Raw genomic sequence first — 14,648 nt, 5'->3', positions numbered from 1 at the left:
CATATTTCGCAAAAAATATTCGTATAACAGCACACATACATAGGACTAAATAAATGACTACTTTATCGCGTCAGCTCCCTGATTTTTATGAATATCATGAGAATGAGACGCAATTCTATTTAAGACAAATGCGCTATCCAGAAGATATGGCTTTGGTGCACAAATGGATGCATGAGCCGCATGTTATTCCTCAGTGGCAGTTAAATAAGTCTGAAATTGAACTCAAAGTGTATTACGAAAAAATGCTGGCAGATGATCATCACCGTATTTTGATTGTTGGTGTGGATGGTGTCGATGTGGGCTATACCGAAATTTATGAAGGAAAGCGTGATCGTTTAGGTATGTTCTACGAGGGCGATGAAAACGACCTCGGTTGGCATTTGTTATTTGGCGAAAAATCGGTGTTTGGAAAGGGTTATCTACGTCCAACCATGCGTTTATTAAGCTTCTATATCTTTGAAAATGCCGCCTCAGCAAAAATTGTGGGTGAGCCTGATCATAGCGTCAAACCTTATGCTGCTGTGGTGGAAGACATGTGTTATGAAGCGCAGCGTTTGATTCCGATGCCTGAAAAAACCGCCATGTTGTATTACTGCTTCCGCGAAACCTTTTATCAAAAATTTGGTCATTTCCTAACAGCATCCAAAAACTATCAGCAGCAACTTAAACAGGCGGCATCATGAGTTTTTGCTGCACACATATGCACATTTTGGACATGCGCTTTGCTGCGCATGTTTCTGTGGCTGAATTTGAACAATGGCTCACACAGGTCGAACGATTTTTTCTCAAAGATCAGTATTTCGTTTTAGTGATGCAGACTGAGGAAGGGACGACATTTCCTGAAGAATACCGTCAGATTCAAGCAGTCTGGTACAAAAAATTTAAACAGCAGTTTTTTCAATATTGTTTGGGGTTGGTCCGTATCGCACAGGATGCAGAAGATTTCAAACGGTTAAATACTCCCGCGCTGCATGCAGCGTGGCGAATGCCTTATTACGTTTCATTAGAACAGTCTGATGCGCTGCAATGGGCAGTGCAGAGGTGGATATGCAACAACACACAACACAATTAACACCAGCCACCGCAGCTAATCAAATCTCGAAGCTGAGTTTGGGTGTGGTGATTATTTTATATTTGGCGCATGCATTGCCACTGTATTTTTATAACGTGGCTTTGCCTGCGATTTTGCGACATCAAGGGGTAGATTTACGCTGGATTGGCATGCTGTCATTACTTTATATCCCATGGGCATTCAAATTTTTTTGGGCGCCATGGATTGATCAGCTCTATGTCAAAAAATTAGGAAAACGTAAAACTTGGCTATTGTTCACACAAATGGCTTTGGTACTGGGTGTCTTGGTTCTGGCATTTACCCAGTTTTCATATGGTTTGGCTGTATTTGTAATCGTCGGACTGTGGATTTCAACATTTGCTGCCACGCAAGATATCGCAATTGATGGTTATACCGTTGAAAAATTTACCGATGGCAATAGTCGACTTGGCAGTATGGCGCAGAGTATTGGGGTGGCACTCGGCAGCATGCTTGGTGGCGCTGCCACTTTATGGCTGTATCAATATTGGGGCTGGCAATGGGCACTGAGTGCTTTGGCATGCATGACTTTTGTCACCATGTTCGCTGTATTTTTTATTCGCGAGGACACTCAAAGCCAAATTGCCAAAGCCAAGCCCAGTTTAAAACGCGCTTTTCAACGCGCTGAAATACGTTGGGCTTTATTACTCATCGTATGTTATCGCGTGGTGGAAGCACCTGCTATGGCCATGCTCAATCCCATGCTGATCGATCAAAAATGGTCACTCTCACAAATTGGGGTATTGATGTCGGTGATTGGCGCTGCTGTTGGTTTACTGGCAGCAGTGAGTGCCGCATTTTTATTGAAAAAAATAGCCGCGACACAGTTATTGTTTTGGGCAGGATGGCTACGTAGTGCGTTGTATGCCGTGATTGGCTTTGCGGTCATTCTGGGTTGGCTTGAACAATGGCATCTACTGCTTGGTTTGTTCGTCGTAATTATGTTGGCAATTCGCTATGTCGCAATGACTTCACTATATGCCTATTTCATGCAGACCAGTTCAAAAGAACAAGCCGGTACAGATTTCACCATTCTAGTCTGCTTTGAATTATTGGTTTATTTCATTGGCGGAGCGCTTTCAGGCTTTCTCGCAAAATCACTAGGTTATGGTCACTTCTATCTGTTACTGGCAATCGGCTCAGTAGTTAGTGTTGTGCTCAGTCGACTCATCATTTCTAAAACTCAAAATCAAACAAAATTTCAGTAACACTGAATAAGGAAAATCCATGAAACATTATATATTGCCGATGCAGTTCACTTGTTTAAGCCTCGCAATTTGTACCCAATTATATGCACAAGATGTTGATGCTAATGTACAGACAAACACAGTGGTACAACGTGAAAATAGCGAAGTGACAAAAATGGCGCCAATTGTGGTCACTGCAACACGCTCAGCCAAAAGTATTGCGGATATTGCTGGAACGGTATACAGCATTCCAAAAGAAGAAATTGAAAAACAAGCCAATGCAGGCAAAACCACAGCAGACATTGTGGGTTTACTTGTACCATCACTTACACCTTCAAGTGGTACGACCTCAAACTATGGCATGACCATGCGTGGACGAGTCGTGCAATACATGATTGATGGCGTACCGCAAACAGGCTATCGCGATGGTTCACGTCAATTGACCAGTATTAGCCCTGCGATGATTGAACGGATTGAAGTGGTATCGGGGGCGAGCAGTATTTATGGTTCAGGCGCGACGGGTGGGATTATCAATATCATCACAAAGCGTGGGGGCTCAGAACCTCTGAGTTTTGAAACCAAGTTAGGCGTGACGGCTGGTGACAATTTTAAGTCAGATGCACTGGCTTATGAAGCCACCCAAACCATGAATTTTAATCAAGGTAATTTACGTGGCACATTGGGTGCGAGCTATACAAAACGTGGTGAAATTCAAGATAGTCATGGCAATCGCATTGCGCCTGAAATTGCTCAGACCGACCGACAAGACACCGATACACTAGATGTTAATGGTCGTGTGAGTTGGAAAATTGCAGACGGTCAAAGCTTAAGCTTTGGTGCGCAATATTATAATGATGAGCAAGACAGCGATTATGGCCCAGATTATGGCCCAAATTTAAATGCACTGCGCTCTCAGCCTGTCGGTGGGAAATTGCCATTATCCCTGACGTCAGTTAAAGGCTTAGAACTGGAAAATCAACCTCAGACTGAACGCTACAGCGTCAATACACAATATGAAAATCAGAATGTTTTAGGACATCGTTTAAACGCTGAAACGTACTATCGCAATGAAAAGGCACGTTGGTTCCCATCTGCACGAGAAATGGGGCAAGACCTATTTTTAGTGTATCAGTCTGAAACAGATATTGATGTTTGGGGTGCACGTCTAGCTTTGCAAAAAGACCTGAATATCAATGGTCGCCCATTGGGATTGACCTACGGTGTGGATTATGAAAATGAAACGGATCAGCAAAATATTCAGATGTATGACAATGCTGAATTTATTGCGAGTAATGGTCTGAGTTATAAGCCATTTAACTATTATGCATTTGGCCCAGATGTTGAAACCGATAAATTAGGCATTTTTGCCCAAGCACAATATGAGCTGACGGATCGACTAGGCTTACAAGCGGGAATTCGTCATGAGCGTGTAGAAAGTGATGTAGATTCTTCTGTTCCGTACATGGAAGCCATTACACAGGATTTAATGCCGGGTTATGAAGCTAAAACCTTAAATGGCGGCACTGTAAAGCATGATGCGACGCTATTTAACTTTGGTGCGGTGTACCATCTAACCGATGCTCAACAAGTGTTTGCCAATTTTTCACAAGGCTCTAACTTACCTGATATTCAGCGCATGCTCCGTGATGTGCCTGCAAACTCTGTGATCAATAGCCAAACCATTGATCCGATTAAAGTCAATAACTATGAGCTCGGCTGGCGTGTACAAAATGCAGCAGGCTTAAATGCAGGGGTGACCGCTTTCTATAATGATTCGGATAAAAGTCTGAAATTTGGTGCGCCCAATTACACCATTGATGTGATTGATACGGATGAAAGAATTTATGGTGTGGAAGCCAATGTTAGTTATGAGCTTCAACCCCAGTGGACTTTAGGCGGGACAGTTGCATATACCACAGGCCAATTTAAAAATACCCAAGGTGATTGGCAAGAACTTGATGCCATACGTGTAGCACCATTGAAAGCAACGGCATTTTCAGAGTGGCAGTTTGATAATGATATGAGCTTGCGTGTTCAAGCACTCGCAATAGGCGGGACAGACAAAGCACAAAAGGATGCCGTGAAATATGGTTCTTCGCCAGCAGCTGCAATTAAAGGATTTGTCACCATGGATGTAATTGCCAATGCAAAAGTTGGGCCTGGTAATCTCGGATTTGGTGTATATAACGTGTGGAATACAGACTACAAATCTGTATATAGTCAATCAGTTGAAACAGTCTATGGTCCAATGTCGAGCCTACCTGCACAGGGTAGAACCTATGGCTTGAGTTATAGCGTTAAATATTAAGCTTTACTGAGCCGGACACAGTCAATTTGTAGATTGATCACTTACAAAATAGGGGTGGCTTAAGTCACCTCTATTGTTTATAACGTAGCCATAAAAAAATGGATAACAAAAATAATGGATCGAAATAATAAATTGTTTATTGCTGCCAGTTTAGCCAATGGCGCAAGTTTTTCGATGATTTTGCCCTTACTTGCCCCTTTGGTTCGTGAGTTACATTTAACCGAAATACAAGGCGGTGCAATGGTGTCTGTGGGTGCTTTACTCATGGCAATTGCTGCAATTTATATTTCCAAAAACCAAAGTAAATTTTCCATCTATCAGCTGTTAAGCATAGGTTTTGTTGGGATGGCCTTCACATGGGGAATCTTCACAGGCGTTTTAATGTATGGCTTAAGCTCCCATGTCGGCATGTTATTACTGTTTAGTTTGTTGATGTTGTCGCGTGCAGCGACCGGTATTTTTATGGCGATGCCACAAATTGCTCTGCAAAGCTATGTCATGACCACATTTAATCAGGAGCAACAGCGCTCGCAAGCCATGTCTAAGTTTGGCGCATTAAACAGTGCAGGGGTGATTATTGGGCCATTTCTTACCACGCTATTGCTTGGTTTTGGTGGCATGATGACTCCGCTTTGGGGCGCGATTATTATCTTGAGCATAATTTCGGCTGTGTTAGTCATCTATTTTGATCGAATGCCTTTAAATCAAAGCACTTCTCGAATTCAGCAAGCTCAGAGTGAAGCGCCTAGCAGTCAATTCAGTTTAAAACATTGCTATTCATGGTTAATGCTTGGCTTTAGCTTGTATTTAGCGATTGTGACCGTCAATTTAACCGCAGGTTTTTATATTCAAGATCGGTTTGAAATGAGTACAGGTCAAGGGGCAGTTCACTTCGCTGAATGTTCACTGATTGTGGGCATTGCGCTAGTAATTATGCAAACGTTGATTTCTAAATACCTCAATTGGTCTGTGTACCGTTTACTTTGGGTTGGATTAGTCAGTATGGCGGTCGCACTTTTCATTTCTGTAATGACCAGTGAACTGCGTATATTTCAATTGACTTATCTGCTGTATGGAATATCTGTGGCTTGTCTAATTCCTGCCTTTACCACGGGCGCTGCACAAACAGCACCGAGTCATTTGCAAACTAAAGTGGCGAGTTGGTGTACTGCGACTCAAGCTTTGAGTTTTGTGGTTGGACCATTAATTAGCACAGGTTTATATCAATGGCAGCGTGAATATCCGTATTATTTTTTATTAACGTTGATGTTATTACTGATGTCGTTCTTTGTTTTACAGACATTAAAAATGAGGCAGATCAATAAAACCTCGTCTTACGATGTGACCGAATAAAGTATTCAAAAGTTACACTGAGGAGAAGTCATCTCAATTATTGACGCGTTTTTGTATGAGGTTAAGCATAAGAAACAGGCGCGGAAGCATATGATCGTGCATTATTTTGCTTACGTGATGTTACTTACGGCTCTCTTGATGTTACAAAATCTTAAGCAAGAATCGTACAATTGATTAAAAAATAATCAAAATTGTTTCATTAGTTATAATTGTCCAGCCTCAGCTTATAAGTGCTTTATGATTTCGTCACGATAAAAAAACGGAATATAAATGCTTAAATTTAATAACGATTTGGTACATGGCGCAATTTTTGATATGGATGGAACAATGTTTGATACTGAGCGTTTACGGTTTCAAACATTGAAACAGGCATCTCTTGAATTAACAGGTATCGAGTTTTCTGATTCATATTTAATGAACTGCTTAGGACTGAGTGCTCAAAGTGCGCATCGTCTTGCTCAAGCTGAATATGATGAAAATATCCCTTATGCTGACATTCGCAAACGTGCCGATGAACTCGAACTTGAGAGCGTACGTCAATATGGTGTACCCATTAAAAAAGGCTTGGTGCAAGTCCTTGAGCGATTAAGAAAATCTGGGCTGCGCATGGCCGTTGCGACTTCTAGCCGTCGTGCAATTGCAGAAGAATATTTAATCAATGCAAATGTCTATAAATTCTTTGATGTATTGGTCTGTGGTGATGAAGTTGAAAATGGCAAACCGCATCCTGAAATTTTTAAAAGAGCAGCAGAGAAAATTAATTTAGAGTCAGCTGAATGCTTGATGTTTGAAGACTCGGAAAATGGTGTCTGTTCTGCGCATGACGCAGGTGGAATAACGGTACTATTTAAGGACATTAAAGCGCCCAATGAAAATATGCTGTCAAATGCCAACTATTATTTTGAATGCATGTATGATTTTTTATTGGAGCTGGATCCATTCACAGCGCATTTAGATATGCCTAATGTACAGGAACCATTTCCACAAACCATCAATCAACTCACAGTTGGCATTCATGGTTTTGGTGCGATAGGTGGAGGCTATCTTGCGCAAGTGCTTTCACATTGGGATGGTTATACACGCCCGAAAAAAATCTATGCCTCGACTCGTAATCCTTTATACCGTTCTGCGGTAAATGCGTTTGGAACGTACAGCATTCGTTATGGGCAGTTATCTTATGATGAACGTATTGAAAATATGGAAATCATTGATGCTGAAAATATTCAGCAAATGCAGGATATGTATATTGAGTCGAGTCTAATCGCCATTTGTTTGCCTGAAAAAGCCATTGCCAATGAGGCAAAAACCATTGCGCAAGGTTTATATGCACGTCATATTGCCCATGATGAAAAATCGATTGAACCCCTAACTTTATTGCTCATTTTGAACAAAGTCGGTGCAAAAGCGTTATTACTTAAGCATTTGACTCAGGCATTAAAAGAATTGGCGGGGGATGAGGTCGCTGCACAAATCATCCAGCATCACTATTTCTGTGATACGGTTGTTAACCGTATGGTGTCTAAATTAAGTGATCAAAATCTCTATCGCCAACTACGCATCAAATACAATATTTTTAAACAATTTCAATCAGATGAAGTAGATAATGTTGATCTCGTGGAAATGGAAGATGCGACCCGTTTAAATGTAGAACAAGAACGTCAAGCCACTTTGTATGTTGAGGATATGCGACGTAATTTTCAGCCGAGTCATATATTACAAAGTATGGATTTGATCTTGTTTAATGCAGAATCTGACATGCCCATCTATGTGGAAAATAACAGTCCATTGCTAGAAAAAATGCGTCAGATGATTCTGGTCGAGCATATTCAAGATATTCAAATTATAAAGAATCGTTTGTGGAATGGTGTGCATGCCATGTTGGCGTGGAAATCGGCTTTACTCAAACATCAAACCGTTGGAGTGGCATTATCCGACTTGGGCGTAGAACAATTCATGCGGAATGTACTGCAGGAAGTTCAGGCGGGTTTAACCCAAACCTACCCAGATCGCGCGAATGATTTAACCCGTCTAAGCCAAAGTTTTATTGATTCTTGTGCCCATGCTTATAAGGATCCATGTACGCGAGTGGCTCGGGATCCACTACGAAAATTGTCTTTTAATGAACGAGTATTAGGCTCAATTGCCACCAATTTAAACTATGGCTTAGATACGCGATATTTACAGCAAGGCGTGATATATGGCTTGGTGTATGCCATTGAAACCCAAGCGATAGAACTATCTAAAGTCCATATGTTTTTAGAAACACAATTTAATATGATGGCCCAATCATTGAATTCTGACTTACATCCAGTACTTCAGCAGATGCGGGAAGATATATTAAATGCTGTTGCCGAGCACTTTGCTGATAATGAGACTAGTCGTGATAAAAACGAGCGTCATTCACAAGCTAAAAGGCCTTTGCAAAAAGCGTCTAACTTTGCCTAAATTTCTAACTTCAGCTTGAAATCGTTATATCGCTCAAAATGTATTTAAAAAAAAGTATGCTGAATTTAGGTTTGGCATATTTTTATTTTTGATCATAAAAAATTTAAGATGAATGAAATTCAGTGTTTAACTGAATAATCCTAAATCAAAATCCACTGTCCACCGAATCATTTCATGTTTTAATAAAGCTTATTGAATTTGAAGCGATTTATCCGTGTTCTTAAAACCATCTACCACTGTCGTCCCGACACTTGATCAGGATTATCCTGACTGGCATCAAGGTCGTCAGCACTATGCTTTGTGGTATTTGGAAATTCTAGAGCCAGAGCTTTTAGCCTACTTAACTGCACTCCGAGAACATTTTTCAGATATTTTATATACGCCGAATACACGCCAATTTCATATCACCTTATTTATATGTGGATTTTTTGAATCGGTTAATGCACAAGGTATGGCTAAACGACAAGGGCTCAAATTAGATGATGATTACGGCATCGAACAATTAAAACAGCATCAACAACAATTAAAGCAATGCTCACACGGCAATCTTCGGTTGTGTACAGGTAAAATCAATAGTTTTCAAAGTGCGCTATTTATTGAAGTACAAGATCCAGAGCAAAAATTAAAACAAATTCGGAACGCATTAAACCTACATCATGAAGAAATTGCGGCATTGGAATATTGTCCACATATTACGATTGGGCTGTATAAAAATGCGATAAATAGTGATGATGTGTTTGCACGAATTAAAGAAATACAGCAACAGACATTTAATATCGAAACTCAACACATCACTTTTGGGACGTATCAAGCGCAAATCTTACAAGGTCCATTAAGTGCTTATTATCACCATCAGTTACAGCAAAAATCAGGAATGGCGACAACATGATTCAATTGATATTGGGTGGAGCTCGGTCTGGTAAAAGTCGTTTAGCCGAACAGAATGCTAAAGATAGCGGACGTCCTGTCGTGTATGTAGCAACGGCTCAAGCCTATGATGATGAAATGCAGGAACGCATTAAACATCACCAAGCTGACCGCCCTGAACATTGGGGGCTGGTGGAAGAACCTGAGTATTTGGCAGATCGTTTACTAAAGATCGACCAAATCAATCAAGTCATTTTGGTCGATTGCCTGACCTTGTGGATGAGCAATTTGCTGTTAAATGAAGATGCTGAATTTCAGGTACAGCAATGCCAAAAGTTATTAGGTATTTTGCCGAAATTAAAGTCTGAAATCATTTTAGTCAGTAATGAAACTGGACTCGGTGTAGTCCCTATGGGGCAACTGAGTCGTAAATTTGTCGATGAATCTGGACGCTTACACCAACAGTTGGGGCAGTTGGCTGACCAAGTGGTGTTTTGTGTGGCAGGTTTTCCAATGGTGTTAAAAGGAGTAAAGCAATGAGCTGGTGGCTTGATGCATGTAAACAACCGAGTAATGAAGCAAAACAAACTGCCGAAGCCCATCAACTCCAATTAACCAAGCCAACAGGTTCGCTGTCTGAATTAGAAAGTACCGCAGTCCTATTGGCAGCTTTGCAAAATACGGCCAAACCCAATGTTGATTTTCCGTGGATCACGATTTTTGCAGGCGATCATGGGGTGATGGAAGAAAATATTTCCGCTTACCCGCAAGCAGTTACCCGTCAAATGCTGCAAAATTTTGCTACAGGCGGTGCGTGTATCAGCGTAATTGCCAAAGAATACCAAGCTAAATTGCAAGTGATTGATTGTGGTTCTGTAGGCGAAGCTTATAACTATGCAGGTGTAGAGCGTTACTGCATTGCAGCTGGTACAGCCAACTTCGCTAAAACAGTGGCAATGACCGAAGCACAATGCGTAGAAGCTATGAACTTGGGGCGCAAAAGTGTTGAAGATGCGATAGCAGCAGGTGCTTCAATTTATGTGGCTGGGGAGATGGGTATCGGGAATACCTGTGCTGCGTCTACAGTAGCGTGCTTTTTACTGAATGAGCCTGCTGAAAAGTTAACTGGAGTCGGTACAGGCATTCGAGCAGAGCAATTGGCACATAAAAAACATGTAATCGATCAAGCTTTAGCTTTGCATCAAGATTATGTTGGAAATGATGTATTTAAAGCCTTGTGTGCTGTGGGGGGACTAGAAATTGCTGCAATGACGGGCGCTTATATACGCTGTGCACAGTTAGGTTTAGCCATGATTGTAGATGGCTTTATTAGTACCGTTTCTGCATTGCTTGCTGTGCATTTAAACCCAGAAGTACGTGAATGGATGCTGTTTGGGCATCAGTCTGCAGAATATGGCCATGTCCGTTTATTGGCTGAATTAAACGCCAATCCTTTACTCAAATTAAACCTGCGCTTGGGGGAAGGCAGTGGAGCAGGTGCTTCACTGGGATTGATCCGTTTAGCTTGTAACTTACATAACAATATGGCAACTTTTGCTCAAGCCGCTGTCATTGGTGAAAAAGTTTAAATGGAAAGTTTCCGTTTAGATATTTTGCGTCATGGCGAAACGACGTTGAGTCACACCTTACGTGGCTCAACCGATGATGCTTTGACACAAAAGGGGTGGCAGCAAATGCAGCAGACCATAGACAACGAGCTTAGTATGCATGGTGTAAGTCAGCATCCCTTATGGGATGTGATCGTGAGTTCTGATCTTCAGCGTTGTCGTGAGTTTGCCTCTGAACTTTCGCAAAAATATAATTTGCCATTACAGATTAATCCTCAATTTCAAGAAATCCATTTTGGTGATTGGGAAGCGCTATCGACTCAACATATTTATGAGCAAAGCCCTGAGTTATTGGCTAAATTTTGGGAACAACCAACGCAATTTACGCCACCAAATGCAGAGAGCATGCAGCAGTTCCAACAACGTATTGTTCTAGGTCTGGAAAATGTGATTCAGCAAGCTCAAGTAGAGCAGTGGCAAAGGGTTTTATTGGTCTCACATGGTGGCGTGGTCAAACTTTTAAAATGCTTGGCACTAGATAAATCTTTAGATGAAATTTTGACGATGAGTGCAGAATTAGGTCAGCTCAATTCATTTAATATTCAAAGTTTAAAGAACATAAGCTTGATGGAGCCTAAAAAATGACACCATTTTTAATAGCGCTCCAATTTTTGACTACATTTCCAATTCAACTCAAAGCCATGCCATCAAAACAGCAGAATGGGCAATCGCTTTTGTTCTATCCAGTCGTGGGGCTGTTGATCGGTTGCATACTGGCACTTATGGCCTTTGTGTTGCAGAGTTTGCCACTCATTTTGCTCAGTAGCATGGTCTTGGTATTGTGGGTTTGGCTAACTGGTGGTTTACATCTTGATGGTTTGGCGGATACTGCTGATGCTTGGGTTGGTGGATTTGGAGATAAAGAACGTACACTTCAAATAATGAAAGACCCAGCTTGTGGTCCGATTGGTGTGCTCAGTTTGGTGATTATCTGCCTATTAAAATGGTCAGCAATTTATGTGTTGCTACAACAGCAAAGCTATATTGCGCTAATAATGTTTCCTGTATTGGGGCGATTAGCGCCATTATTTTTATTTTTAACGACATTGTATGTACGTGAAAAAGGCTTAGGTTCTTCAATTGCCGAATATATACCCCGTACAGGAGCCATCCTAATTTTTTTATCCTGTATATGTGGATGTTTATATTTTGGCTGGGTCGGTGCGATCAGTTTGATGGTATTTTTGATGACTCTGGTTTATTTGCGCTATAAGTTTATACAGCGAATTGATGGGGTAACGGGTGACACCATTGGTGCTGCAATTGAAATTTCTGAAGTATCAAGCTTGATGGCGTTTGTGATTGCAATGCATTATTTATTAAATTAGAAAAAACTTCAATTTCTTCAAGTTTAGCTGCATGAAAATACACAGATCGAGTTTCTGTAATGATTGATTATTAAAGTGTAGATTAGGGAAGCGTATATAAACGAATAATAAGCCCAGTATTTTGTCTGAGCTTATTTATGATTTGCATTTAACCTAATAAATATACCACCAGATGAATAACAGACGGTCCTAGCAGCACCATAAATACCCCTGCAAGAACCATACTTAAACAAGCAGCGACACCTTCCTCTTTGTCACGCATGAAAGCTTTACTCGTACCAAAACCATGTGCAGCATTACCCAGTGCTGAACCTTGGGCAAAATTTGAATGAAGTTTAAGTCCTGCGAGTACTAAATCTGCTATTGCCACACCAGCAATCCCCGTAATCATGGTAAATAAAATCACCAATTCAACGGACCCACCTATATGTGAAGTCAATTCCATGGCAAAAGGCGTTGAAATAGAACGAGCCATTAAACTAAAAGTCGTTTCTTGGTCAAAGCTGAACAGTTTTGCAAGATAAAATGCACTGACGATGCCCGCCAACATACCAATGACAATCCCTAAACTAATACTCATCGCATGTTTACGAATTACTTGATGGTATTCATAAATTGGAATTGCAAATGCTACCGTTGCAGGGCCAAGCATCCAAATAATCCACTGGCTCTCTTGCATATAGGTATCATAAGAAATATGAAAGATTGACATGAATATAATAATTACAAAGGGAACAAACAGTGCGGGAGCAAGTAACATATAAGGAAACTTACGATACAACTTTTTCGCTAAAACATAACCCACCAATGTGAAGACGAAAAATAAGATCGAGATTTCATTTAAACTCAGTGCATTCATAAGGTTTTACCCACCGTATTTATGTCTGAATGCTCTGCACTTGGTGTTTTTTTATTGCTTAACTTGCGTTCTAATTTAAATCCAAAATAGACGGTCAAAGCTGTAAATACCATCACGCAAATGGTGCCTACGACCACAGCAATCACTAACTGCCATCCTGAACTTAGCAATAAATTTTTATATTTAACGATACCCACGACACAAGGAATGAAAAACAGCACCAATTCAGCGAGGATTAAATCAGAGCCTTGTTTAATCCAAGACATTTTAAATAAACCGCTGAATAATGCCGCAAGTAATAAAAGTAAACCAATTACACCACCTGAAATTGGTAAATGAAACCAAGTCTGAATCTTTGAACCTAACCACCAAATTAGGACTAGTAAGAGAATTTGCGAGAGGGTCTTTGCAAAATTTAAAAGACGTGGAGAAGTCGACTGAGTGTCCATGAATGAAGGCTTATTGGGAGATGTGTCTATTGTAAATTTAGCGCTATACTACAATTATGAATAATTAAATATTAATTATGCTGAATTGGAATAATAGTTGTGGATATTAAAAGCCTGAAGATTTTTGTGACCATTGTACAAAAGCAAAGTTTTAGCCACGCAGCAGAAGCTTTATTTGTCACACAACCAACTATCAGTAAAGTGATTCGGCAGCTTGAAGACGAAATTGGCGTACCGTTATTTCATAAAGGAGATGCTGGTCGCAAACGCGAAGCACAGCTCACCTATATGGGTGAACAAATCTATCAGCATGCTTTGGTGATATTAAATGAGCAGCAAAGAATGCTTGATACGGTGACACAAGTGCGTGCATTGAAGCAGGGCAAACTCACACTCGGGTTACCACCCTTAGCGTCGGTTTTATTTAGTAGCTTGATTGCAATGTTTCATAAAAAATATCCAAATATTGAACTCAGTTTTTTTGAAGTGGGTGCAACAGGAATTGAAAATGCAATTTTAAAAAAACAAGTCGATGTCGGCATTATTCTTGGGCATTTAAAACCTGTACTGAGCGGCATACCAGTCATGGACTCACCATTATGTTTACTTTCAAAAAAAGAGTCACAATGGCGAAACCGCAAAAAAGTCTCTTTGGTTGAGCTGAAAGAAGAATCTTTTTTACTTTATGCCGATAGCTTTACGTTGAATAACATCATTATTCAAGCGGCTAATTTTGTCGGCTTTGAACCAAATGTGGTGTGTAAAAGTAGTCAGTGGGACTTTATTGCGAAAATGGTCGATACAGATGTCGGAATTGCTATTTTACCGAAGATATATTGTGAGCAACTTGAAACTGAAAAATACAATATTAGTATTTTAGAAAATCCAAATCTGAATTGGACTTTAAATATGGCGTGGAATACTACTGTAGCGATGAGTCCAGCAACACGAGCATGGCTAGAAATAATTGAAGAAAATAAAGATCAGATTCATTTTTAAGCTTAAATGAAAGCTAGTGCTCAGTTGGTTACACATAAATGCTTTGAATTAATGAGCGTTAAAACTCCGCCATGTATAAATGTTTTTGCAAAAATACATTGAATGAATTAATTTGTGTTTACGTTAGATTTGAAA

General features: G+C 40.4%; 14 protein-coding genes. 12 read left to right on the top strand and 2 right to left on the bottom strand.

The window, feature by feature from the left end; all coding sequences use genetic code 11:
* Positions 1 to 53: 53 nt before the first annotated feature.
* The 11 genes from B9T33_RS12015 to B9T33_RS11965 all read left to right on the top strand — a co-directional run bounded on the left by B9T33_RS12015 (position 54) and on the right by B9T33_RS11965 (position 12,206).
* The gene (locus tag B9T33_RS12015; protein WP_086179142.1) at positions 54 to 683 is read left to right on the top strand and encodes a GNAT family N-acetyltransferase; all 630 of its coding nucleotides are present in this window, start codon (positions 54 to 56) and stop codon (positions 681 to 683) included.
* Positions 680 to 1,072: a hypothetical protein gene (locus B9T33_RS12010; RefSeq protein ID WP_086179141.1), complete on the top strand. Its 393-nt coding sequence runs from the start codon at positions 680 to 682 to the stop codon at positions 1,070 to 1,072. Before B9T33_RS12015 ends, B9T33_RS12010 begins: the two co-directional genes overlap by 4 nt.
* Positions 1,048 to 2,298: an MFS transporter gene (locus B9T33_RS12005; protein ID WP_228145823.1), complete on the top strand. Its 1,251-nt coding sequence runs from the start codon at positions 1,048 to 1,050 to the stop codon at positions 2,296 to 2,298. Before B9T33_RS12010 ends, B9T33_RS12005 begins: the two co-directional genes overlap by 25 nt.
* Before the next feature lie 19 nt (positions 2,299 to 2,317).
* Positions 2,318 to 4,585 carry a TonB-dependent receptor gene (locus tag B9T33_RS12000; RefSeq protein ID WP_086179139.1) on the top strand — a complete coding sequence of 756 codons (2,268 nt, stop codon included), beginning with the start codon at positions 2,318 to 2,320 and terminating at the stop codon, positions 4,583 to 4,585.
* A 114-nt stretch (positions 4,586 to 4,699) separates the two neighbouring features.
* Complete coding sequence (locus B9T33_RS11995; protein ID WP_086179138.1) at positions 4,700 to 5,938, top strand: MFS transporter; 1,239 nt, start codon at positions 4,700 to 4,702, stop codon at positions 5,936 to 5,938.
* A 270-nt stretch (positions 5,939 to 6,208) separates the two neighbouring features.
* The gene (gene mtlD, locus B9T33_RS11990; protein ID WP_086179137.1) at positions 6,209 to 8,383 is read left to right on the top strand and encodes a bifunctional mannitol-1-phosphate dehydrogenase/phosphatase; all 2,175 of its coding nucleotides are present in this window, start codon (positions 6,209 to 6,211) and stop codon (positions 8,381 to 8,383) included.
* A 214-nt stretch (positions 8,384 to 8,597) separates the two neighbouring features.
* Positions 8,598 to 9,272, top strand: coding sequence for a 2'-5' RNA ligase family protein (locus B9T33_RS11985; RefSeq protein ID WP_086179136.1), 675 nt, complete (start codon positions 8,598 to 8,600; stop codon positions 9,270 to 9,272).
* Positions 9,269 to 9,790 (top strand): bifunctional adenosylcobinamide kinase/adenosylcobinamide-phosphate guanylyltransferase, encoded by a 522-nt coding sequence (gene cobU / locus B9T33_RS11980; RefSeq protein ID WP_086179135.1) that lies wholly within the window; start codon positions 9,269 to 9,271, stop codon positions 9,788 to 9,790. Before B9T33_RS11985 ends, cobU begins: the two co-directional genes overlap by 4 nt.
* Entirely contained in the window at positions 9,787 to 10,839 is a 1,053-nt protein-coding gene (cobT, locus tag B9T33_RS11975) for a nicotinate-nucleotide--dimethylbenzimidazole phosphoribosyltransferase (protein WP_086179134.1), read from the top strand. The genes cobU and cobT overlap by 4 nt, the downstream gene beginning before the upstream one ends.
* Positions 10,840 to 11,463 (top strand): histidine phosphatase family protein, encoded by a 624-nt coding sequence (locus B9T33_RS11970; RefSeq protein ID WP_086179133.1) that lies wholly within the window; start codon positions 10,840 to 10,842, stop codon positions 11,461 to 11,463. It abuts the gene before it with no gap.
* Positions 11,460 to 12,206 (top strand): adenosylcobinamide-GDP ribazoletransferase, encoded by a 747-nt coding sequence (locus tag B9T33_RS11965; RefSeq protein WP_086179132.1) that lies wholly within the window; start codon positions 11,460 to 11,462, stop codon positions 12,204 to 12,206. The genes B9T33_RS11970 and B9T33_RS11965 overlap by 4 nt, the downstream gene beginning before the upstream one ends.
* A 148-nt stretch (positions 12,207 to 12,354) precedes the next feature.
* Here the strand turns inward: B9T33_RS11965 and B9T33_RS11960 are convergent, their stop codons facing one another.
* Entirely contained in the window at positions 12,355 to 13,065 is a 711-nt protein-coding gene (locus tag B9T33_RS11960; RefSeq protein WP_086179131.1) for an LrgB family protein, read from the bottom strand.
* Positions 13,062 to 13,514, bottom strand: a complete 453-nt coding sequence (locus B9T33_RS11955; RefSeq protein ID WP_086179130.1) for a CidA/LrgA family protein — start codon at positions 13,512 to 13,514, stop codon at positions 13,062 to 13,064. The genes B9T33_RS11960 and B9T33_RS11955 overlap by 4 nt, the downstream gene beginning before the upstream one ends.
* Positions 13,515 to 13,613: 99 nt before the next feature.
* Here B9T33_RS11955 and B9T33_RS11950 point away from each other — a divergent pair, with 99 nt between their 5' ends.
* Positions 13,614 to 14,513 carry a LysR family transcriptional regulator gene (locus B9T33_RS11950; protein WP_086179129.1) on the top strand — a complete coding sequence of 300 codons (900 nt, stop codon included), beginning with the start codon at positions 13,614 to 13,616 and terminating at the stop codon, positions 14,511 to 14,513.
* Positions 14,514 to 14,648 lie beyond the last annotated feature (135 nt).

Source organism: Acinetobacter sp. ANC 5054 (genome assembly GCF_002135295.1).
Lineage (GTDB): Bacteria > Pseudomonadota > Gammaproteobacteria > Pseudomonadales > Moraxellaceae > Acinetobacter.
The sequence above is the reverse complement of the archived record's forward strand: the minus strand, read 5'-3'. Positions and strand labels throughout refer to the sequence as shown.

Excerpts from the sequence above, each read along its gene's own strand:
- B9T33_RS12015 (WP_086179142.1), top strand. The coding sequence starts at position 54 with ATGACTACTTTATCGCGTCAGCTCCCTGATTTTTATGAATATCATGAG.
- B9T33_RS12010 (WP_086179141.1), top strand. The coding sequence starts at position 680 with ATGAGTTTTTGCTGCACACATATGCACATTTTGGACATGCGCTTTGCT.
- B9T33_RS12005 (WP_228145823.1), top strand. The coding sequence starts at position 1,048 with ATGCAACAACACACAACACAATTAACACCAGCCACCGCAGCTAATCAA.
- B9T33_RS12000 (WP_086179139.1), top strand. The coding sequence starts at position 2,318 with ATGAAACATTATATATTGCCGATGCAGTTCACTTGTTTAAGCCTCGCA.
- B9T33_RS11995 (WP_086179138.1), top strand. The coding sequence starts at position 4,700 with ATGGATCGAAATAATAAATTGTTTATTGCTGCCAGTTTAGCCAATGGC.
- mtlD (WP_086179137.1), top strand. The coding sequence starts at position 6,209 with ATGCTTAAATTTAATAACGATTTGGTACATGGCGCAATTTTTGATATG.
- cobU (WP_086179135.1), top strand. The coding sequence starts at position 9,269 with ATGATTCAATTGATATTGGGTGGAGCTCGGTCTGGTAAAAGTCGTTTA.
- cobT (WP_086179134.1), top strand. The coding sequence starts at position 9,787 with ATGAGCTGGTGGCTTGATGCATGTAAACAACCGAGTAATGAAGCAAAA.
- B9T33_RS11970 (WP_086179133.1), top strand. The coding sequence starts at position 10,840 with ATGGAAAGTTTCCGTTTAGATATTTTGCGTCATGGCGAAACGACGTTG.
- B9T33_RS11965 (WP_086179132.1), top strand. The coding sequence starts at position 11,460 with ATGACACCATTTTTAATAGCGCTCCAATTTTTGACTACATTTCCAATT.
- B9T33_RS11960 (WP_086179131.1), bottom strand. The coding sequence starts at position 13,065 with ATGAATGCACTGAGTTTAAATGAAATCTCGATCTTATTTTTCGTCTTC.
- B9T33_RS11955 (WP_086179130.1), bottom strand. The coding sequence starts at position 13,514 with ATGGACACTCAGTCGACTTCTCCACGTCTTTTAAATTTTGCAAAGACC.